This is a genomic window from Kocuria salina (genome assembly GCF_013368965.1).
Lineage (GTDB): Bacteria > Actinomycetota > Actinomycetes > Actinomycetales > Micrococcaceae > Kocuria > Kocuria rosea.
Map to the genome: position 1 here is coordinate 146,434 of NZ_SSSF01000007.1, position 21,276 is coordinate 167,709.

Sequence of the window (21,276 nt, forward strand, 5' to 3'; positions counted from 1 at the left end):
GCGCGCGCACGTCGTTTTCCGCGGGCTCCCGGGCGACGTCGTATGGTGTTCTCCGTGACCTCCCCACTCGCGCACTTCCACCCCTTCATCCCTGCCGGAGGGGTGGGCTCCCGGCTGTGGCCCCTCTCCCGGGCCGACGCCCCCAAGTTCCTGCTCGACCTCACCGGCTCCGGCTCCTCCCTGCTCCGCGCCACGTACGACCGGCTCGCGGGCCTGGGCGACGGCCCGGTCATGGTCGTGACCGGGCGCACGCACGCGGCCGCGGTCTGCCGCCAGCTCCCGGAGCTCTCCACCGGCGACCTCGTGCTCGAGCCGTCCCCGAAGGACTCGGCGGCGGCCATCGGCCTGGCCTGCATGCTCGTCCAGCGCCGCGACCCCGAGGCGATCATCGGGTCCTTCGCGGCCGACCACGTGATCGAGCCCGCCGGCGCCTTCCAGGACGTGGTCCGGGAGGCCGTGGCCGCGGCGGCCTCGGGGCGGATCGTGACGATCGGGATCCCGCCGAGCTCCCCGGCCACCGGCTTCGGCTACATCCGGGCCGGCGCCCAGCTCGGGCTGCCGGACGCGCCCCACGCCCTGCAGGTCGAGGAGTTCGTCGAGAAGCCCGACGAGGACACCGCCCGGCACTACGTGGCGAGCGGCAACTACACGTGGAACGCCGGGATGTTCGTGGCGCCCGCGTCCCTGATGCTGCGCCACCTCGCCGCGAGCCAGCCGGAGCTGCACGCGGGGCTCACCGAGATCGCCGACGCCTGGGGCACGCCCGCCCAGGACGAGGTGGTGGACCGGGTGTGGCCCGGGCTGCCCAAGATCGCGATCGACTACGCCGTGGCCGAGCCCGCGGCGGCCGCCGGGGACGTGGCCATGGTCCCGGCGAGCTTCACCTGGGACGACGTCGGGGACTTCGCCGCGATCCGGCGGCTCAACCACGTCGACCCCGAGACCGACCCCGACGTCACGGTCCTCGGCGACAACAGCCGGGTGCTCTCCGACAGCTCCAGCGGCATCGTCGTCTCGGACACGGGCCGGCTGATCGCGCTGATCGGGGTCGAGGACATCGTCGTCGTCGACACCCACGACGCGCTGCTGGTGACCACCCGGGAGCACGCCCAGCGCGTCAAGGACGCGGTGGCCTCCCTCAAGCAGAGCGGCAACACGGACGTCCTGTGAGCGTCGGGGGCGGCGCGCGCCCGGGAGTAGTCTGGACAGATGCCTGACGCGCCATCCTCCGCCGCGGCCCTGGAGGCCGGCCTCCCGCCCGCCATCGGCCCCCTGCTCAAGCGCTACCTGCCCGACCTGATCGCCTTCCGGCGGGACCTGCACCGCCACCCGGAGCTGTCCTACCAGGAGTTCCGCACCACGGACCGGATCGTGGGCGCCCTGGAGAACATGGGCCTGTCCCCGGTGCGGCTCTCGGACACCGGGTGCTACGTGGACATCGGGCACGGCCCGATCGGCGTGGGCCTGCGGGCGGACATCGACGCGCTGCCGATCCAGGAGGGCACGGGCCTCGAGTACTCCTCCGTCAACGACGGCGTGGCGCACTCCTGCGGGCACGACATCCACGCCACGGTGATGGTGGGCGTGGCGAAGGTGCTCGCGGACCTGCACCGGACCGCACACATCGCCGGGACCGTGCGGATCGTCTTCCAGCCCGCCGAGGAGCAGCTGCCCGGCGGCGCCCTCACCGTGCTGCGCCAGGGCGTCCTCGAGGGCGTGCCCCGGATGTTCGCCCTGCACTGCGAGCCCAAGGTCGACGTCGGCCAGGTCGGCACCCGGATCGGCGCGATCACGTCCGCCTCCGACACCGTGCGCATCGAGTTCACCGGCCGCGGCGGGCACACCTCCCGCCCCCACCTCACGCAGGACCTCGTCTACGCGATGGCCCAGATCGCCGTCAACGTCCCGGCCGTGCTCTCCCGGCGGATCGACGTGCGCTCCGGCGTGGCCGTGGTGTGGGGCCAGATGCACGCCGGCGTGGCGCCCAACGCCATCCCCGCCACCGGGTTCATGTCCGGGACGATGCGCTGCCTCGACGCCGACGCCTGGCACCGGGCGGGCACGCTGCTCGACGAGGTCGTGCACCAGGTGGCCGCGCCCTACGGGGTGGACGTGGAGCTGGAGCACATCCGCGGCGTCCCTCCCGTGGTCAACGGGGAGGTGGAGACCACCCTCATCGAGAACGCCGCCCGCGCCGAGCTCGGCGAGGACGCGGTGGTGCTGGTGCACCAGTCGATGGGCGGGGAGGACTTCGCGTGGTTCCTCCAGGAGGTGCCCGGGGCGATGATGCGGCTGGGCACGCGCACGCGGGGCGGGCACACCTACGACCTGCACCAGTCGGACTACGTGGCGGACGAGGCCGCGATCGGCTGCGGCATCCAGGTCATGACCAACACGGCCCTGCGCGCCATCCGGCTGCACTCCCGGCAGACACGGCCGGACGTCACCACGAATTAACGCGGGCCTCCGGCGCCCCGCCACTACCCGTGGGTAGAGTGGCACCACGTCGCGCTTGCCGCGTGACCGGGATCACCGCCCGGCCGCGCCCGTCTCCTGGAGGAACCATGACCTTCCCGCCCCGGACGTCCCGAGGAACCCGCCCGCTCTCCGCCGCCGCGCTGCTCGGCGCCTCCGCCCTCGTGCTCGCCGGCTGCGGCGCGGCCCCCGAGGAGGGCGGCGAGGCGCAGGAGCAGGCCACCGACTTCACCGGCTGCATCGTCTCCGACTCCGGCGGGTTCCAGGACCGCTCCTTCAACCAGAACTCCTACGAGGGCCTGCAGGCCGTCGAGGAGTCCATGGGCATCGAGGTCAACCAGGCCGAGTCCCAGGCCGAGACCGACTTCGAGCCCAACCTGACGTCCATGGTGCAGTCCGGGTGCGACCTCACGCTGTCCGTGGGCTTCCTCCTCGCCGACGCCACCCGGGCCGTGGCCGAGGCCAACCCCGAGTCCAACTTCGCGATCGTCGACGACGCCTCGATCGAGCTCGACAACGTCAAGCCGCTCGTCTACAACACGGCCGAGGCCGCGTTCCTCGCCGGCTTCGTGACGGCGGGCAGCACCCAGAGCGGGACCGTGGCGACCTACGGCGGCATGGACATCCCCACCGTGACGGTGTTCATGGACGGCTTCGCCGACGGCATCGACCACTACAACGAGACCAAGGGCGAGGACGTCCGGCTCCTGGGCTGGGACAAGGACTCCCAGGACGGCACCTTCGTCAACAGCTTCACCGACACCTCCGCGGCGAAGACCACCACGCAGAACTTCATCAACGAGGGCGCGGACATCGTGCTGCCCGTGGCCGGGCAGGCCGCCCTCGGCACCCTCGACGCCGTGGTCGAGGCCAACGGCGGGGGCGGCGACGAGGTCCGCTTCGTGTGGGTCGACGCCGACGGCTACGAGACCCTCGACCAGGGCCAGGAGTACCAGCTCACCTCGGTGCTCAAGCAGATGAGCACCTCCGTGCAGGACGTCGTCGAGTCGGCCGCCGAGGGCGAGTTCAGCAACGAGCCCTACGTCGGCACCCTCGAGAACGACGGCGTGGGCATCGCCCCGTTCCACGACCAGGAGGAGGCCGTGGGCGAGGAGCTCGCCGCCGAGGTCGAGCAGCTGCGCCAGGACATCATCGACGGCACGGTCACCGTCGAGTCCGAGAACTCGCCGCAGGCCTGATCCCGGACGACACCGACCACCGCACCCACCGCCGCCAGCGAGGGCCCCGGCCGCAGCTGGCGGCGGTGGCGTGCCCGCCCCGGGCCGGCGGACGGCCCAGGAGGAGGACCACCCCACCATGAAGCTGGAACTGCAGTCCATCACCAAGCGGTTCGGCTCCTTCGCGGCCAACGAGGACGTCGACCTCGTCGTGGAGCCCGGGCAGATCCACTGCCTCCTCGGCGAGAACGGGGCGGGCAAGTCCACCCTGATGAACGTCCTCTACGGCCTGTACCGGCCGAGCGGGGGGCGCATCCTGGTGGACGGCGCCGAGGTGTCCTTCCGGGGCCCCGGGGACGCCATGGCCGCCGGGATCGGCATGGTGCACCAGCACTTCATGCTGGTGCCGGTGTTCACCGTCGCGGAGAACGTGGCCCTCGGCGCGGAGAGCACCCGCGGCGGCACCCTCGACCTCGAGACCACCCGCCGCCGGATCCGGGAGATCTCCCAGCGCTACGGCTTCCACGTGGACCCGGACGCCGTGGTCGAGGACCTGCCCGTGGGCGTGCAGCAGCGGGTCGAGATCATCAAGGCCCTCGTGCGGGAGGCGCAGGTGCTCATCCTCGACGAGCCCACCGCGGTGCTCACGCCCCGGGAGACCGACGAGCTGCTCGAGATCATGCGCCAGCTGCGCGGGTCCGGGAAGTCGATCCTGTTCATCTCCCACAAGCTGCGGGAGGTCAAGGCGATCTCCGACGTCATCACGGTGATCCGCCGGGGCCGGGTGGTGGGCCAGACGTCCCCGGAGGCCTCGACCTCCGAGCTCGCGGCCCTCATGGTGGGCCGGGACGTGTCCCTGACCGTCGCCAAGGGCGAGGCCGAGCCGGGGGAGCGGGCCCTGGAGGTCTCCGGGCTCACCGTGGTCGCGGACAACGGCGTGAAGCTGCTCGACGACGTCGGGTTCGACGTGGCCCGCGGGGAGATCCTCGCGGTGGCCGGCGTGCAGGGCAACGGCCAGACGGAGCTGGCCGAGGCGATCCTCGGCCTGCGGGAGCGGGCCACCGGCTCGATCCGGCTGGGCGGCACGGAGCTGCTCGGGAAGTCCGTGCGCCAGGTCCTCGACGCCGGCGTGGGCTTCGTCCCGGAGGACCGCTCCACGGACGGGCTCGTGGGCCCGTTCACCGTCGCCGAGAACCTCGTGCTGGACCTCTACGGCGACGACCGCTTCTCCCGCGGCCCGTCCCTGCGGCTGGGCGAGGTCCAGGCCAACGCCCGCCGCGCCGTCGAGCAGTTCGACGTCCGCACCCCCTCCGTGGACGCCCCCGTGCAGACCCTCTCCGGCGGCAACCAGCAGAAGGTCGTCATCGCCCGGGAGCTCTCCCGGCCCCTCGAGCTCTTCCTCGCCTCCCAGCCCACCCGCGGGGTGGACGTGGGGTCCATCGAGTTCATCCACGAGCAGATCGTCGCCGAGCGGGACAAGGGCGTGGCCGTGCTCATCGTCTCGACCGAGCTCGACGAGGTGTACGCGCTCGCGGACCGGATCGCCGTGTTCTTCCACGGCCGGATCATGGGGATCGTGGGCCCCGACACCCCGCGCGACGTCCTGGGCCAGATGATGGCAGGGGCCACCGCCGAGGAGCTCGGCGCGGCCGGCGTCCGGCCCGACGGCGCGCGGCGGACCGGGGCGCAGCCGGCCGTCCCCCCGCAGACCGGCGCCCCACCGACCGATGCCCCGCAGGCCGGCGCCCCGCAGGCCACGGCGCAGCACCCGAAGGAGCAGGCATGAGTGCCACCGGAGCGGCCCCCGCGGCCGCCGACCAGCAGAAGGCGCCGCCGCCCACAGCCGTCGCCCCCGGGAGCTCCCGGCGGGACTGGACCGGCTCCGCGGTGCAGTCCGTGCTCGCGATCGTCGCCGCCCTGCTCCTGGGCGGGCTCCTCATCGCCCTGACCGACGACCGGGTGGCCGACGCCGCGAGCTACCTCTTCGCCCGCCCCGGGGACACGGTCGCGGCCATGTGGGCCGCCGCGTCCTCCGCCTACGAGGCGATGTTCTACGGCGCCGTCTACAACCCGAACGGCAGCACGTTCGCGCAGCGGGTCTACCCGCTCGCGGAGACCCTCACCGTGGCCACGCCGCTGATCCTGGCGGGGCTCGGGGTGGCCGTGGCCTTCCAGGCCGGGCTGTTCAACATCGGCGCCCAGGGGCAGCTGCTGATCGGCGCGGCGCTGGCCGCCTGGGTCGGCTTCTCCTGGCAGCTGCCGGTGGGCGTGCACCTGCTCGCCGTGATCCTCGCCGGGGCCCTCGGCGGCGCGCTGTGGGGGGCGGTCGTGGGCGTGCTCAAGGCCCGCACCGGCGCCCACGAGGTGATCCTGACGATCATGCTCAACTACATCGCGCTCAACCTCGTCGCCTGGCTGCTCACCCGCCCGGCGTTCCTGCGCCCGGGCTCCTCGAACCCCGTCAGCCCCCAGGTCGCGGACACCGCGATGTTCCCCAAGCTGCTGGGCGAGCAGTTCCGGCTGCACTGGGGGTTCGTGCTCGCGGTCCTCGCCACGGTGTTCGTCGCCTGGCTGCTCAAGCGCTCCACGATCGGCTTCGAGCTGCGGGCCGTGGGCGCCAACCCGCGCGCGGCCCGGACCGCCGGCATCTCGGTCACGCGCGGCTTCGTCGTCGTCATGGTCCTCGCGGGCGCCCTCGCGGGACTCGCGGGCGTGGCCCAGATCTCCGGCACCGAGCGCGCGCTGACCGCGGGCGTCGCCGCGTCCTTCGGCTTCGACGCGATCACGGTGGCCCTGCTGGGCCGGTCGAAGCCGTGGGGCACGTTCTTCGCGGGCCTGCTCTACGGCGGGTTCCGCGCCGGCGGCGTCACCATGCAGTCGATGACCGGCACGAACATCGACATCGTCCTGGTCGTGCAGTCCCTGATCGTCCTGTTCATCGCCCTGCCGCCGCTGGTGCGGACCGGGCAGGACCGGGTCCGCTCCCGCCGCGGCGGGAGCGCCACCACCACGGCCGCCACCGCCACCGAGGGAGGCCGGGCATGAGCTCGCAGCATCCGGAACCGCGCCCCGAGCAGGCGCCCTGGGACTCCGGCGTCACCGCCGCGACGACCCTGCCCCCGCCGGCCGAGGCGGAGCTGTCCACGACCGCGGCCAACGAGGTCGTGGGCGTCACCAGCTGGCGCACCCCGGTGGTCCTCGGCCTCCTGAGCCTCGTGGCCCTGCTGCTGTTCGGGCTCAACGCCCCGGACAACACGGTGAGCTTCCGCGTCTCGGAGGCCGGCGACCTCTTCCGCGTGCCGGACCTCGTGGTGCACGGCGTGCTGTGGGGCTGGGTCACCGTGGCCGTGCTCGCCGGGCTGACGGTCCTCGCGGTCCTGCGCGCCCGGGCCGGGGCGCACCTGCCCCGGTGGGCGGTGCTCGTGTTCGGCTTCTTCTTCGTCAGCGGCTTCCTCGTGTGGGTCGTGGGCAGCGCGCGCAGCCCGGACGTGTCCCTGTCCGGGCTGCTGGCCGGGTCCGTGGCCCTGGCCATCCCGCTGATCTTCGGCTCCCTGGGCGGCCTGCTGTGCGAGCGCTCCGGCGTGATCAACATCGCGATCGAGGGCCAGCTGCTGTTCGGCGCGTTCTCCGCGGCCGTGGCCGGCTCCCTCTCCGGCAGCGCCTGGGTGGGGCTGCTCGCCGCCGTGCTGGGGGCCGGGCTCGTCTCGCTCGTCCTGGCGGTCTTCTCGATCACCTACCGGGTCAACCAGGTGATCGTGGGCGTGGTGCTCAACGTGCTCGTGTCCGGGCTGACCGGCTTCCTCTTCGCCACGGTGCTGGAGTCGGACCCGGGCGTGTTCAACTCCCCGCCGCGGCTGCCGCGCTTCGCCGTGCCCGTGCTCTCGGAGATCCCCCTGATCGGGCCGATCGTCTTCGACCAGTCCGTGATCGGCTACCTGATGTACGCCGCGGTGGCGCTCGTGTGGTTCGCGCTCTACCGGACGCGCTGGGGGCTGCGCACCCGGTCCGTGGGGGAGCACCCCAAGGCCGCGGACACCCTGGGCGTGAAGGTCAACGCCCTGCGCTTCCGCAACGTGCTGCTCGGCGGGATGGTCGCCGGTCTCGGCGGCGCCTTCTACACGCTGGTCTCCGTCTCCGCGTTCACCCGGGACATGACCTCCGGCGCCGGCTACATCGCGCTGGCCGCCCTGATCTTCGGCCGCTGGAACCCGGTCGGGGCACTGCTCGCGTCCCTGCTGTTCGGCTTCGCGTCCAACCTGCAGTCGATCCTGTCCTTCCTGGGCACGCCCGTGCCCAGCCAGTTCCTGGCCATGCTCCCGTACGTCGTCACGATCCTGGCCGTGGCCGGGCTCGTGGGGGTCTCCCGCGGTCCCGCGGCCATCGGCAAGCCTTACACCAAGGAGTGAGCGCCCCGTGAACGAGCCCCTGCGCCCCGGCGGCGAGGCGACCGACGACGGGCCCCGGATCGACTGGGACCGACTGCGGGAGGCGGCCGTGGCCGCCCGCGAGCACGCCTACGTCCCGTACTCGCGCTTCCCCGTGGGCGCGGCAGCCCTCACCGAGGACGGGCGGGTGGTCTCCGGGTGCAACGTGGAGAACGCCTCCTACGGCCTGACCCTGTGCGCCGAGTGCGCCCTGGTGTCCGCGCTGCACATGTCCGGCGGCGGGCGGCTCGTCGCGTTCGTGTGCGTGGACGGGAACGGCGACGTCCTCATGCCCTGCGGACGGTGCCGGCAGCTGCTGCACGAGCACCGCGCGCCCGGCCTGCGGCTGCTCACCGTCTCCGGGGTGCGCACCATGGCCGAGGTGCTGCCCGACGCCTTCGGCCCCGAGAACCTCTAGTCCCCGAAAGGACCCCACATGACCGAGCAGTTCGACGCCGTGGACGTCATCCGGACCAAGCGCGACGGCGGTGCCCTCTCGCCCGGGCAGATCGCGTGGGTCCTGGACGCCTACACCCGCGGTGTCGTGGCCGAGGAGCAGATGAGCGCCCTGGCCATGGCGATCTTCCTGCGGGGCATGGACCGGGACGAGATCGCGGCCTGGACGCGGGCGATGATCGCCTCGGGCGAGCGGATGGACTTCTCCGCGCTCGTGCGCTCCGGGGCGCGCTCGGCCACCGCGGACAAGCACTCGACCGGCGGGGTGGGGGACAAGATCACGCTGCCGCTGGCCCCGCTCGTGGCCGTGTACGGCGTGGCCGTCCCGCAGCTGTCCGGGCGCGGCCTCGGCCACACCGGCGGCACCCTGGACAAGCTCGAGTCCATCCCCGGCTGGCGGGCGGCCCTGTCCAACGAGGAGATGCTGGCCCAGCTGCGGGACGTGGGCGCGGTGATCTGCGCCGCGGGCTCCGGCCTGGCGCCCGCGGACAAGAAGCTCTACGCGCTGCGGGACGTCACCGGGACGGTCGAGTCGATCCCGCTCATCGCGTCCTCCATCATGTCCAAGAAGATCGCCGAGGGCACCCAGTCCCTCGTGCTCGACGTCAAGGTGGGCTCCGGGGCGTTCATGAAGGACCTGGCCTCCGCCCGCGAGCTGGCCCGCACGATGGTCGACCTCGGCACCGGCGCCGGGGTCACGACCACCGCCCTGCTCACCGACATGTCCACGCCCCTCGGCCTGGCGGTCGGCAACGCCGTGGAGGTCCAGGAGTCCGTCGAGGTGCTCGCCGGCGGCGGCCCGGCCGACGTCGTGGAGCTCACCGTGGCGCTCGCAGCGGAGATGCTCGCCGCGTCCGGGGTCCCGGACGCCGACCCGGCGGAGGCGCTGCGGGACGGCCGGGCCATGGACGTGTGGCGGGCCATGGTGGCCGCCCAGGGCGGCGACCCCGACGCCCCGCTGCCGCGGGCCCGGGAGTCCGAGACCGTGGTGGCCGAGGCCGACGGCGTGCTCGCCGAGCTCGACGCCCACCGGGTGGGGGTGGCCTCCTGGCGCCTCGGGGCGGGCCGCGCCCGGCGCGAGGACCCCGTCCAGGCCGGCGCCGGCGTGCTGCTGCACGCCAAGCCCGGGGACGCCGTCCGGGCCGGGCAGCCGCTGCTGACCCTGCTCACCGACACCCCCGAGCGCTTCGCACGGGCCCGGGAGGCCCTCGAGGGCGCCGCCGTGATCGCCCCGGAGGCGCCGGCGTCCCGGCCGGACCGCGCCGTGGTCCTGGAGACCGTGCGGTGATCGCCGGCCGCTGAAGCGCCGGGGCCGGATGCCGGGCCCGCCTATACTGCGGAGAGAACCAGCGCGAAACGAGAACCGAGGGCGTGCGCACACGCTCGGAAGGGTGGGTCCAGTTGGGTCTGCGAGGCATTTTCCGGAAGAACACCGAGGACAGCACACCGCGCCACGAGACCGGACGGCCCGAGCAGCCGGCCGGTCCGACCGCCGGCCCCGACACCGGGACCCGGGAAACGGGCCGGGACGGCGACCGGGGCACCGGTTCCCGGGGTCCGGACGGGCACGGTCACGAGGAGCGCGGCCCGGAGGAGGTCCGGCCGCTGCCGGACCGCGGACCGCTGCCCTTCCTCGTGGACCGGCTGACGTCCCGGGGGGCCGACCGCGCCGTGCTCACGCTCGTCCAGCGCGGCAACACCATGACCCACCAGACCCAGCAGTCCGTGGGGGACGCCGACCCGTCCGTGGAGTCCGGCACCGTGGACCAGGACTCACCGCTCTTCGACCCCGTGGCCGACCTCTACAGCGAGGCCATGTCCTCGCCCCGCGGCGCGTGGCAGAACGCCCGCATCGAGGTGGGCCCGGAGCAGGACGGGGTCCGCCCCGTGGTGACGACCTACGGCTTCGCCGACGGCAGCGAGGACGTCCGCACCTGGCGGTCGGGGCGGCCCGTGCCGGGCGCCGCTGCCGCGGGCACGCGGTCCACTGCGGAGACGAGCTCCGCCGAGGACCGGCCCGCCGGTGAGCGCCCCACCGGGGAGCGGTCCGACGACGAGCGCCGTCCCGCCGCATCGGAGCCGACGGGCCCGGCCGCGCAGCACTCGGCCGGGGGAGTCCCCGCCGCCGCGGCGGCCGCCGCTGCCGGTGGGGCCGGGTCCTCCGCGGCCGGCGCCGCCCGTGGCCCCGTCTCCGAGCCGACCGGCGTCCCGGTCTCCGCGCGGAGCGCTGAGCCGGCCGCCGAGCCGATCACCGAGCCGACCACCGGGGCGGAGCCCGTTCCCGGGGCCGCTCCCGCCACGGAGGCCCCCGCGGCCGGCCGGGAGCAGGACGAGCACCGCACCGCCGACCGGGAGGCCACCGCCCACGACGTCCCCGACCACGGCACCGCCCAGCACGAGGTCCCCGACCACGTCGACCACGAGGAGTGGCACGAGGACGTCGAGCCGGCCGCGCCCACCGGGGCGGCGGCCGCGACGGCCGCCGCGGCCGCCGCCGGCACCGCCGCCGGGGACGACCACGACTCCTCCGCCCCGGAGACCGCGGTCTCCACCGACGTCTCCCCGTCCTACCGGGCCCCGGCGGGGGCCCAGGACCGGCCCTCCCAGGACAAGCTGGCCGAGGGCAACCTCGTGCTCAAGGAGGTCGACGTCCTGCGCCGGCTCGCGGACGCCCAGCGGCGCCTGTTCGGCGAGGACGGCACGGCGATGGACGTCTCCACCGTGCTCGTGCGGGTGCGGGCCCTGGGCACCTACTACGACGCCCTGACCCACGTGCGGAAGAACGGCTTCTGGGACCAGCGCCGCACCTTCGACCTCGTCCCCGAGGAGCTGCTGCACGTGCAGGAGCTCAAGGACGAGTCCTACGTGGAGGGCAACGGGGCCCCGCTGGCGATGATGTTCCGCTTCCGCCCGGGCATCCCCCCGGAGGTGTCATTCGACTACGCGGACGAGGAGGCCTTCGTGCGCTACGAGGACCGGCTGCCCGCGCAGAACTACCTCGAGGAGCTGCGCATGTACCCCCGCACCGGGGCGCACATCCCGCAGCACATGAACGAGGCCCTGCAGGACTGGAACTACTGAGACCGACCGAGACAGGGGCCGTCCCGACCGTGATGCTGACCTCCGCCGAACAGCACCCGGGCCGCGTGCCGGACCGGGTCCTGCGCGACCTGCCCAAGGTGTGCCTGCACGACCACCTCGACGGCGCCCTGCGCCCGGCCACGGTGGTCGAGCTGGCCGCCGCCGCCGGGCACCGGTTGCCGGCCGAGGACCCCGAGGCGCTGGGCCGGTGGGTGCGGGAGAGCGCCGACTCCGGCTCGCTGCTGCGCTACCTGGCGACCTTCGAGCACACGGTCGCCGTGATGCAGACCCCCGAGGCGCTCGTGCGCTGCGCCCGGGAGTACGTCGAGGACCTCGTGGCGGACGGGGTGGTCCACGCCGAGGTGCGCTGGGCCCCGGAGCAGCACACCGCCGGCGGCCTGTCGATGGCGGAGGCCGTCGAGGCCGTCCGGCTCGGGCTCTCGGAGGGCGTGCTGGCCGCGGAGGACGCGGGCCACATCGTGTCCGTCACCCAGATCCTCTGCGCCATGCGCCACGCCGAGCGCTCCCTCGAGGTCGCCCGCCTCGTGGTGGACAACCGGGACCGCGGCGTGGTGGCCTTCGACCTCGCGGGACCCGAGGACGGCTACCCGCCCGCCCGCCACCGGGCCGCCCTCGAGCTGCTCGCGGACGAGCTGGTGCCCGTCACCCTCCACGCCGGGGAGGCCGCCGGCATCGAGTCGATCCGGGACGCGCTGGCCACGGGCCGCGCCTTGCGCCTGGGCCACGGGGTGCGCATCGCGGAGGACATCGACATCGACTACCTGGAGGACGTCGCCGTCGTCGACCTCGGCCGCACGGCCGAGTGGGTCCGGGACCGGGGCATCGCCCTCGAGGTGTGCCCCACGTCCAATCTCCAGACCGGGGCCGTGGCGGCGTTCGGCGGCGGTCCCGAGCGGCACCCGGTGGACATGCTCTACCGGACCGGCTTCACGGTGACCATCTCCCCGGACAACCGGCTGATGAGCGGGACCACGGTCACGGACGAGCTGGCCCTGCTCGTGAAGCACTTCGGCTACGGGCTCGAGGACCTGGAGCGGCTGCAGCGCAACGCCGCGGCCGCCGCCTTCCTCCCGCTCGAGGACCGCACCGCCCTGGACGGGATGATCACCGACGGCTTCGAGGGGATGCACGCATGAGCCAGGGGCACGGCACCGACGACGTCGCGGCGGGGCTCGGCGTCCCGGAGCGGACCGGGCAGCGCTTCGCGGAGCTCGTGGCGGTCATGGACCGGCTGCGTTCCCCGGGCGGGTGCGCGTGGGACGGGCAGCAGACCCACGAGTCCCTCGTGCGCTACCTCGTGGAGGAGGCCTACGAGGTCGTCGAGGCCGTGGAGGCCGAGGGCGGGCCGGCGGCCCACGCCGGGCTGCTCGTCGAGGAGCTCGGGGACGTCCTGCTGCAGGTGGTCTTCCACTCCCGGGTCGCCCAGGAGCGCCCGCGCGCCGAGGGCGGCTTCGACGTGGCCGACGTGCTCGAGGCCATCACCGCCAAGCTGGTCCGCCGCCACCCCCACGTCTTCGGCGCCGGCGCCACCGGGGACGTCGCGGGGGAGCAGACCCTCGAGCAGCTGCACTCCCGCTGGGAGGACCTCAAGCGGGCCGAGAAGCCCGAGCGGACCGGGCCCTTCGACGGCATCCCGCCGCACCTGCCGGCCCTGGCCCTCGCGGAGAAGACCCTCGCGCGGGCCCGCAAGCACGACCTCGAGCCCGCGGTCCCCGCCGCGGAGGAGCCCGGCGGCCCGCGCACCGAGGAGGAGCTGGGCGAGGCGCTGTTCGCGCTCGTGCGCTCCGCCTCCGCCCGCGGGCTGGACGCAGAGCGGGCCCTGCGCGGGGCCGCCCGCGCGTACGCCGCCGCCCGGAACGGGGACTGATCCCGTCACGGGCCGCCCCCGCGGCCGCCACCGGCGCCGAGTCGCTAGGCTGGAGCCGCCGGGGGCGCCCGGCCCCGCCGGTGCGGACCCTCGGCCGGTGCCCCGCACGGGGGCCCCGACCGCCCCACCACACACGTTCCACCCACGTCAGCGACAAGCTCAGCACCAACGTCAGGAGCAACCCATGGCCATGATCACCGCAGTGCACGCCCGCCAGATCCTCGACTCCCGCGGCAACCCGACCGTGGAGGTCGAGGTGCTGCTGGAGGACGGCAGCTACGGCCGGGCGGCGGTGCCCTCGGGCGCCTCCACCGGTGCCTTCGAGGCCGTCGAGCGCCGTGACGGCGATAAGAAGGTCTACCTCGGCAAGGGCGTCCTTGACGCCGTGAAGGCCGTCGACGAGGAGATCGCCGAGGCCGTGATCGGTCTCGACGCGACCGACCAGCGGCTGGTCGACCGCACCATGCTCGACCTCGACGGCACGGACAACAAGGGCAGCCTCGGCGCCAACGCCATCCTGGGCGTCTCCCTGGCCGTGGCCCGCGCCGCCGCCAACGCCTCCGACCTCGAGCTCTACAAGTACCTGGGCGGGCCCAACGCCCACGTCCTCCCGGTGCCCATGATGAACATCCTCAACGGCGGCTCCCACGCCGACTCGAACGTGGACATCCAGGAGTTCATGATCGCCCCGATCGGCGCCGCGACGTTCTCCGAGGCCCTGCGCACCGGCGTGGAGGTCTACCACTCCCTCAAGGGCGTGCTCAAGGAGCGCGGCCTGGCCACCGGGCTGGGCGACGAGGGCGGCTTCGCCCCGAACCTCGAGTCCAACCGTGCCGCCCTCGACCTCATCTCCGAGGCGATCGAGAAGGCCGGGTACACCGTGGGCACCGACGTGGCGCTCGCCCTGGACGTGGCCTCCTCCGAGTTCTTCGAGAACGGCAAGTACAGCTTCGAGGGCAAGCAGCTCAGCGCCGCGGAGATGACCTCCTACTACGAGGAGCTCGTGCGCGACTACCCGATCGTGTCCATCGAGGACCCGCTGGACGAGGACGACTGGGCGGGCTGGCAGGCCCTCACCGCGTCCGTGGGCACCCAGGTCCAGATCGTGGGCGACGACCTGTTCGTCACCAACCCGGAGCGGCTGGCCCGCGGCATCGACGAGGGCGCCGGCAACGCCCTGCTGGTGAAGGTCAACCAGATCGGCTCCCTCACGGAGACCTTCGACGCCATCTCCCTGGCCCAGCGGCACATGTTCCACTGCATGATCTCCCACCGCTCGGGCGAGACCGAGGACACCACGATCGCGGACATCGCGGTGGCCACCAACGCCGGGCAGATCAAGACCGGGGCGCCGGCCCGCTCCGAGCGCGTGGCCAAGTACAACCAGCTGCTGCGCATCGAGGAGGAGCTCGGGGACGCCGCGCGCTACGCGGGGGCCTCCGCGTTCCCGCGCTACACCGCGAAGTGACCACCGGCGGCTGACCGGCCCCGCCGGTCCGTCGTCGTGCGGGGGGAGCGGCCGTTCCCGGCGGCCGCTCCCCCCGTGAGCGCTACACTGGTCCCCGTCCCCGCCCTTCCCCCGTGAGGTCGCCATGCCCGCTCCCCGCCCGCGCACCACCCGCCTGCTCGGCGGGCGCGACGCCGCGCCGGGCACCCGCGGGCGCGACGGCGGGACGGGCGGCGGCCCGGGCCACGGGCCGGGCGGCGGGTCCAGCGCCGTGGGGTCGCCGGTCCCCGCCCGCACCTTCAGCGGGCGGTTCCTGATCCTCACCCTCGTGGCCGTGCTCATCGTGTTCCTGGCGGCGCCGACCACCAAGATCTTCCTCGAGCAGCGGGCGGAGATCGCCCAGCTCGAGCGCGCCATCGCCGCCATGGAGGCCCAGCAGGCCTCCCTGGAGGACCAGGTGGACCAGTGGTCGGACGAGACCTACGTCAAGCAGCAGGCCCGGGACCGGCTCCTCTACGTGATGCCGGGGGAGCGGTCCTACCTCGTGGTGGGCGCCGAGGAGATGGACGGCGCCGTGGTGGACTCCTCGGCGGCGCAGGTCGAGGCCGAGAAGCCCGCCTGGGTGGACGCCCTCTGGCAGTCCGTGGTGGCCTCCGCCTACGAGGACGCCCGTCCCGCGGCGGGCACCGGAGACGCCGGGGACACGGACGCCGCCGGGGACGCGGACGCCGGCGGGGAACCGGCCGGCAGCGAGGACGCGGACACCGCCGAGGACGCGGGCACCGACGCCGAGCCGGGCGGCACCGACGAGCCCGCGGCCCCCGGACAGCCGGGCACCACGGACGAGCCCGGCGCGGGCCAGGACCCCGGCACCACCGAGCAGGCAGAGCAGACAGAGCAGAGCGTCCCGGCCGCCCCGGCGGACGGGGCCGGCGCGCCGCAGGACGCGGCGACGGACAGCCGCGGCAGCGCCGCGGAGTGAGGAACGGCGTGAACCCCCAGCACGGACACGAGCCCGGCGACCGGCCGGCCCCCGCACCCCGGGGACTCGGCGTGACGGCCGCGACGGTCGAGCCCACGGCCCTGGACCTCCAGGTGCTCTCCCGGCAGCTCGGGCGTCCCGTGCGCGACGTCGTCGAGATCCCGGCCCGCTGCACGTGCGGGAACCCGCTCGTGGCGGCCACCGCGCCGCGGCTGGCCAACGGCACCCCGTTCCCCACGGTGTTCTACCTGGCCCACCCCGTGATCACCGCGGCGGTGTCCCGGCTCGAGGCCGCCGGCCTGATGTACACGATGACGGACCGCATCGCCGAGGACGAGGCGCTGGCCGCAGCCCACCGGGCCGCGCACGAGGACTACCTCGCCGAGCGCGCCCGGATCGGTGCCGCGGCCGGCACCGGACCCGTACCCGAGATCGAGGGCATCTCCGCCGGCGGCATGCCCGTGCGGGTCAAGTGCCTGCACGTGCTCGCCGGCCACGCGCTCGCGGCCGGGCCCGGCGTGAACTCGCTCGGCGACGAGACCCTCGCCGCCATCGCCGAGTGGTGGACCCCCGACGCCTGCCACTGCGACCCCGCCTGGCGCGAGGCCTGAGACCCACCCGCCCCCGACACCCCCGAGGACTCCCCATGCGCACAGGCGCCATCGACTGCGGCACGAACTCCATCCGACTGCTCATCGCCGACACCCGGGAGGAGCAGGGCCGCACGGTGCTCGACGACGTGGTGCGCGAGATGCGCGTGGTCCGGCTCGGCCAGGGCGTGGACGCCACCGGGTGGCTGGCAGAGGCGGCGCTCGAGCGCACGTTCGCGGCCACGGACGAGTACGCCCGGCTGCTGGCGGAGCACGGGGTGGAGCAGCTGCGCTTCGTGGCCACGAGCGCCACCCGCGACGCCGGCAACCGGGACGTCTTCCTCGCCGGGATCCGCGAGCGCCTCGGCGTGACCCCCGAGGTCATCAGCGGCGACGAGGAGGCCGAGCTGTCCTTCCGCGGCGCCGCGGCCGCCGTGGGCGGCGCGGATCCGGAGGACCGGGTCCTGGTGATCGACCTCGGCGGCGGGTCGACCGAGTTCGTGCTGGGCAATGCCCAGGGGGTGCGCGCGGAGCGCAGCGTGGACATCGGCTGCGTCCGCCTGACCGAGCGCCACCTCGGCTCCAACCCGCCCACCGCCGCCCAGCAGGAGGCCGTGCTGCGCGACGTCGACCACGCCGTGGACGTGGTCCTGCAGACCGTGCCCCTCACGGAGGCCACCCACCTCGTGGGCGTCGCGGGCACCATCACGACCGTCACGGCGCACGCCCTCGGGCTGTCCGCCTACGACCCCGCGGCCATCGACGGCGCCGAGCTGCCCGCCGAGCGGATCGCGCAGGCGTGCCGGGAGCTCACGGCCATGACCCGCGCGGAGCGCGCCGCGCTGCCCTACATGCACGAGGGCCGTGTCGACGTCATCGGCGGCGGCGCCCTCGTGTGGCGGCGGATCGTCGAGCGGGTGGGCGCCGCCACCGGTGGGCGGGTGGACTCGGCGATCGCGAGCGAGCACGATATTTTGGACGGGATCGCCCTGTCCCAGGTCGGCTGACCCGCCCGGACCCCCCGACCCGGAAGGACACATGTCTTCCAGCGCACCCCGCCCCCGCCCCCCGCGCCACCGCGCCCTCACCCGGTGGGGCGCGGTGGGGGCGGCCTCGGCCGTGGTCGGCGCCGGCGCGCTGGTCCTGCCCGGGGCGGGGCCGGCGCAGGCCCGGCCCCCGGAGCCCGGCCCCGCCCCCAGCATCCCGCTCGAGGACCCCGTCAGCGTGGCACCCCCACCCGGTGACGGCGCCACCCCCGCCCCGGACACCTCCCGCATCGCCGAGGACGGGATCCGTCCGCTGCAGTACTGGCTGGACGAGTACGGCGTGCGGGAGGCCTGGGCGGAGTCCACGGGGGAGGGCGTGCGCATCGCCGTCATCGACACCGGGGTGGACGGCTCGCACCAGGACCTGGAGGGCGCCGTGGTGGCCGGCACCGACGTCTCGGGCGGCGGCTCCGCCGACGGCCAGGAGGGTCTCGGCACCGAGCCCGAGCACGGGACCCTCGTGGCGTCCGTGGCCGCGGGCCGCGGCCACGTGCCCCCGGGCGGTCGGGACGACGACGCCCCGGGCCGGCCCGCCGGCATCGTGGGCGTGGCCCCGGACGCCGAGGTGCTCGCCGTGTCCACCTGGCTGGGCGACGAGAGCCCGGAGGTCCGCAGCGTCGACGAGCAGCTCCCGGACGCCGTCCGGTGGGCCGTGGACAACGGGGCGGACGTCATCAACATGTCGGTGGGCTCCAACGCCACCTCGTGGCCCGAGAGCTGGGACGAGGCCTTCCTCTACGCCGAGGAGAAGGACGTGCTCGTCGTCGCCTCCGCGGGCAACCGGGGGTCGGGGCTCGTCCAGGTCGGCGCCCCCGCCACCATCCCCGGCGTGCTGACGGTGGGCGGCGTGGGCCGCACGGGAGAGGCGAGCTGGGAGTCCTCCTCGCAGGGGATCTCGATCGCCGTGGCCGGCCCGTCCGAGGACATGGTGGGCGCCATCCCCGGCGACCGCTACGCCTCGTGGGCCGGGACGTCCGCGTCCGCCCCGGTGGTGGCCGGCACCGCCGCGCTGATCAAGGCGAAGTGGCCGGAGATGAGCTCCGCCCAGATCGCCAACCGCATCGTCTCCACCGCCCGGGACACCGGCTCGCCGGGCAAGGACCCGCTCTACGGGTACGGGGTGCTGGACGTCGAGGCCGCGCTCACGGAGGACGTCCCCGAGGTCGACCGCAGTCCCCTGGGCAGCATGGAGCAGTGGGTGCGGGTGCACCGCCGCAGCGCCGCGGCGACCCCCACGGCGGGCCCGGCCGAGAGCTCGGCGCCCGTCACGGAGGAGGTCGAGGCGGAGGTCGCCCCGCCCGAGCCCGTCGCCCCGATCGACGAGACCGGGCTGCTGCCCGTCGTGGTGCTCGCCGGGTTCGGGCTGCTCGTGCTGGGCCTCACGGCGGGTGCCGTGGTGCACATCCGCCGCATCGTGGCCGCCGACCCGGACGGGGGCCCGGGCGGCCGTCCCTGAGGCGTGCGCCGGAACACGGCGCGGAGGCCCCGGACGAGAACCGATATCGACAGCGTTCTGAGTAGACTCGGGGGCATGTCTTTCACTCAACTGGCCAAGGACCGTCCGCGCCTTCTGATCGTCGGCGGCGGCTACGTCGGCTTCACCGTGGCGCAGGAACTGCAGAAGCGGATCAAGGACTCCGGCGGAGTCGTGACCGTGGTGGATCCCAACCCGTACATGATGTACCTCCCCTTCCTGCCCGAGGTGGCCGGCGGCAACGTCTCCGCCCGCAGCGCGGTGGTGCCCCACCGGCAGCACCTCAAGGACTGCGAGATCGTCACCGGGCACGTGCTCGGCGTCGACCACGCGAACCGCACCGCGACCGTCAAGGGCATCGACGAGGGCGAGACCTTCGAGCTGACCTACGACGAGGTCGTCATCGCCGGCGGCTCCGTGACCCGCGCCTTCCCGATCGAGGGCCTCGCCGAGAACGGCATCGGCCTCAAGACCATCGAGGAGGCCGTGGCGGTGCGCAACTGGGTGCTCGAGCGCATCGAGGTCGCCTCCCTCACCACCGACGAGGAGGCCAAGCGCCGGGCGCTGACCTTCGTGGTGGTCGGCGGCGGCTACGCCGGCACCGAGACGATCGCCGAGATCGAGGACATGGCCCGCAGCGCCGTCGAGCGCAACGAGCGGCTCACGGTCTCCGACCTGCGCTTCGTGCTCATCGAGGCCATGGGCCGGATCATGCCCGAGGTCTCCGAGGAGCGCGCGGAGAAGGTCGTGGCGCACCTGCGCAGCCGCGGCATCGAGGTGCTGCTCAACACGTCGCTCGCCTCCGCGGTGGACAAGCACCTGAAGCTCGTCAACATGCAGGACAAGTCCCCGGCCGGCGAGTTCGGCACCGACACCCTGATCTGGACCGCCGGGGTGCAGGCGAACCCGCTGGTCATGAGCACGGACTTCCCGCTCGACGAGCGCGGCCGCGTCCGTGCCGGGGCCGACCTGCGGATCACCGGCGACGACGGGCCCCTCGAGGGTGCCTGGGCCGCCGGCGACGTCTCCGCCGTCCCGGACCTCACCGGTGGGGGAGTCGGCGGGTTCTGCGTCCCCAACGCCCAGCACGCGGTGCGCCAGGCGCACACGATGGCCAAGAACATCATGGCCGCCCGCGCGGGCAAGCCGCTCGAGGACTACTACCACGAGAACCTCGGCGCGGTCGCCGGGCTCGGCCTCTACAAGGGCGTGGCCAGCATCAAGGGCCTCCCCGGTCTGCCGGCGAAGGGCCTGGAGTTCTCCGGCGTCGCCGCGTGGGCGATGCACCGGCTCTACCACGGCTACGCGATCCCCACCGTGGACCGCAAGGCCCGCGTCTTCACCGAGTGGGCCCTGAACTTCGTGTTCGGCCGGGACACCACCACGCTGCGCCACGAGCGGGACCCGCGCACGCGGTTCCAGACCGCTGCCGGCAAGGCCCCTGCCCCGCGCAAGGCCAACCTCTGATCCGATCCGTCCACCGCTCGACCCCGTCCCGGCCACGTGCCGCGGCGGGGTCGAGCCGTTCCACGGGGCCGTGACGCCCCCGGCCCGGCCCCCGTGGCGCCTGCCCCGGGGCCGTCAGGCCGCCCGTCCGTCAGTGGGTGTTCCGGGGGTGGGCGATCTCGCGGGCGTCCAGTTCCACGCTCAGCTCCTGGTGGCGCTCGAGCGTGACCGGGTGGGCGCCGGACGCGCTGCCGAGGTACTCGAGGTCGAGCTGCCGGCCGACCCTGCTGTGCAGGACGTGCAGCTCGGCCAGGGACAGCTCGGTCAGGTCGGCGGGGAACGCGTCCTCCGGCGCCAGGTAGGTCCTGCCGGTGGGCCGGGCGACGACCTCGCTCATGCCGCGGTCGTCCGGAACGGCATCGGGGTGCACCCGCACGGGGCGGGGACGGGGGGACGTCCGGATCCCGGCAGGAACCGGTGGGACGGGAGAGCGGGGTGGTGCACGGGAGCAGCCTCCTGCGGATGCGACGACATCGCGGCCGGCTGCTCGACCACCGTGCCAGCGTACTGGATCCTGCGCCCGGCCGACAGGCGCGGCTCCCGGCCGCGGCCCCGGCCCGTCCTGGTGGTGGGAGCGGGACGAGGCGATAGGGTGGGCGGCGTCCCTGCGACGCGTCCGGGACCGGCCCCCATAGCCCAATCGGCAGAGGCAGCGGACTTAAAATCCGCTCAGTGTCAGTTCGAGTCTGACTGGGGGCACGAAGAATCGTTGGCAATCCGCCCAGACTA

The 21,276-nt window shown here is 74.2% G+C and carries 18 protein-coding genes and 1 tRNA gene; 18 read left to right on the forward strand and 1 reads right to left on the reverse strand.

The annotated features are described in order from the left end of the window. The first annotated feature begins 42 nt into the window (after positions 1-42). From E7Z53_RS14285 to E7Z53_RS14365, 17 genes are all read left to right on the forward strand, one after another. Positions 43-1,170: a mannose-1-phosphate guanylyltransferase gene (locus E7Z53_RS14285; RefSeq protein WP_017832185.1), complete on the forward strand. Its 1,128-nt coding sequence runs from the start codon at positions 43-45 to the stop codon at positions 1,168-1,170. 39 nt (positions 1,171-1,209) lie between these two features. Next, positions 1,210-2,457 (forward strand): amidohydrolase, encoded by a 1,248-nt coding sequence (locus E7Z53_RS14290; protein WP_017832186.1) that lies wholly within the window; start codon positions 1,210-1,212, stop codon positions 2,455-2,457. Between the two features lie 107 nt (positions 2,458-2,564). Beyond that, entirely contained in the window at positions 2,565-3,674 is a 1,110-nt protein-coding gene (locus E7Z53_RS14295; protein WP_176338018.1) for a BMP family lipoprotein, read from the forward strand. Positions 3,675-3,792: 118 nt separating this feature from the next. Then, on the forward strand, positions 3,793-5,439 hold the full coding sequence (locus tag E7Z53_RS14300; RefSeq protein ID WP_095650476.1) for an ABC transporter ATP-binding protein: 1,647 nt from the start codon (positions 3,793-3,795) through the stop codon (positions 5,437-5,439). Further along, a complete protein-coding gene (locus tag E7Z53_RS14305; RefSeq protein WP_176338019.1) occupies positions 5,436-6,698 on the forward strand; it encodes an ABC transporter permease in 1,263 nt (420 codons plus the stop codon). Before E7Z53_RS14300 ends, E7Z53_RS14305 begins: the two co-directional genes overlap by 4 nt. After that, positions 6,695-8,059: an ABC transporter permease gene (locus tag E7Z53_RS14310; RefSeq protein ID WP_035927021.1), complete on the forward strand. Its 1,365-nt coding sequence runs from the start codon at positions 6,695-6,697 to the stop codon at positions 8,057-8,059. The genes E7Z53_RS14305 and E7Z53_RS14310 overlap by 4 nt, the downstream gene beginning before the upstream one ends. Before the next feature lie 7 nt (positions 8,060-8,066). Then, positions 8,067-8,495, forward strand: a complete 429-nt coding sequence (locus E7Z53_RS14315; RefSeq protein WP_017832191.1) for a cytidine deaminase — start codon at positions 8,067-8,069, stop codon at positions 8,493-8,495. Positions 8,496-8,513: 18 nt separating this feature from the next. After that, positions 8,514-9,821: a thymidine phosphorylase gene (locus E7Z53_RS14320; RefSeq protein WP_017832192.1), complete on the forward strand. Its 1,308-nt coding sequence runs from the start codon at positions 8,514-8,516 to the stop codon at positions 9,819-9,821. 83 nt (positions 9,822-9,904) lie between these two features. Then, positions 9,905-11,614 (forward strand): hypothetical protein, encoded by a 1,710-nt coding sequence (locus E7Z53_RS14325; protein WP_176338020.1) that lies wholly within the window; start codon positions 9,905-9,907, stop codon positions 11,612-11,614. A gap of 32 nt (positions 11,615-11,646) precedes the next feature. Further along, positions 11,647-12,771 (forward strand): adenosine deaminase, encoded by a 1,125-nt coding sequence (locus tag E7Z53_RS14330; protein ID WP_176338072.1) that lies wholly within the window; start codon positions 11,647-11,649, stop codon positions 12,769-12,771. Then, the gene (locus E7Z53_RS14335; protein ID WP_017832194.1) at positions 12,768-13,502 is read left to right on the forward strand and encodes a MazG family protein; all 735 of its coding nucleotides are present in this window, start codon (positions 12,768-12,770) and stop codon (positions 13,500-13,502) included. Before E7Z53_RS14330 ends, E7Z53_RS14335 begins: the two co-directional genes overlap by 4 nt. A 184-nt stretch (positions 13,503-13,686) precedes the next feature. Beyond that, complete coding sequence (gene eno, locus E7Z53_RS14340) at positions 13,687-14,970, forward strand: phosphopyruvate hydratase (protein WP_017832195.1); 1,284 nt, start codon at positions 13,687-13,689, stop codon at positions 14,968-14,970. 124 nt (positions 14,971-15,094) lie between these two features. Next, entirely contained in the window at positions 15,095-15,931 is an 837-nt protein-coding gene (locus E7Z53_RS14345; protein WP_176338021.1) for an FtsB family cell division protein, read from the forward strand. A gap of 8 nt (positions 15,932-15,939) precedes the next feature. Next, positions 15,940-16,542 (forward strand): DUF501 domain-containing protein, encoded by a 603-nt coding sequence (locus E7Z53_RS14350; protein ID WP_369597993.1) that lies wholly within the window; start codon positions 15,940-15,942, stop codon positions 16,540-16,542. Positions 16,543-16,577: 35 nt separating this feature from the next. After that, positions 16,578-17,528 carry a Ppx/GppA phosphatase family protein gene (locus tag E7Z53_RS14355; RefSeq protein WP_035927032.1) on the forward strand — a complete coding sequence of 317 codons (951 nt, stop codon included), beginning with the start codon at positions 16,578-16,580 and terminating at the stop codon, positions 17,526-17,528. Positions 17,529-17,559: 31 nt separating this feature from the next. Further along, on the forward strand, positions 17,560-19,023 hold the full coding sequence (locus E7Z53_RS14360) for a S8 family serine peptidase (protein WP_017832199.1): 1,464 nt from the start codon (positions 17,560-17,562) through the stop codon (positions 19,021-19,023). A gap of 75 nt (positions 19,024-19,098) precedes the next feature. Further along, positions 19,099-20,508 (forward strand): NAD(P)/FAD-dependent oxidoreductase, encoded by a 1,410-nt coding sequence (locus E7Z53_RS14365; RefSeq protein ID WP_176338022.1) that lies wholly within the window; start codon positions 19,099-19,101, stop codon positions 20,506-20,508. A gap of 130 nt (positions 20,509-20,638) precedes the next feature. Here the strand turns inward: E7Z53_RS14365 and E7Z53_RS14370 are convergent, their stop codons facing one another. After that, positions 20,639-20,884: a hypothetical protein gene (locus E7Z53_RS14370; RefSeq protein ID WP_017832201.1), complete on the reverse strand. Its 246-nt coding sequence runs from the start codon at positions 20,882-20,884 to the stop codon at positions 20,639-20,641. 288 nt (positions 20,885-21,172) lie between these two features. Between E7Z53_RS14370 and E7Z53_RS14375 the strand changes: the two genes are divergently transcribed. Continuing rightward, positions 21,173-21,246: transfer RNA gene (locus tag E7Z53_RS14375), tRNA-Leu, on the forward strand. Positions 21,247-21,276: the final 30 nt, after the last annotated feature.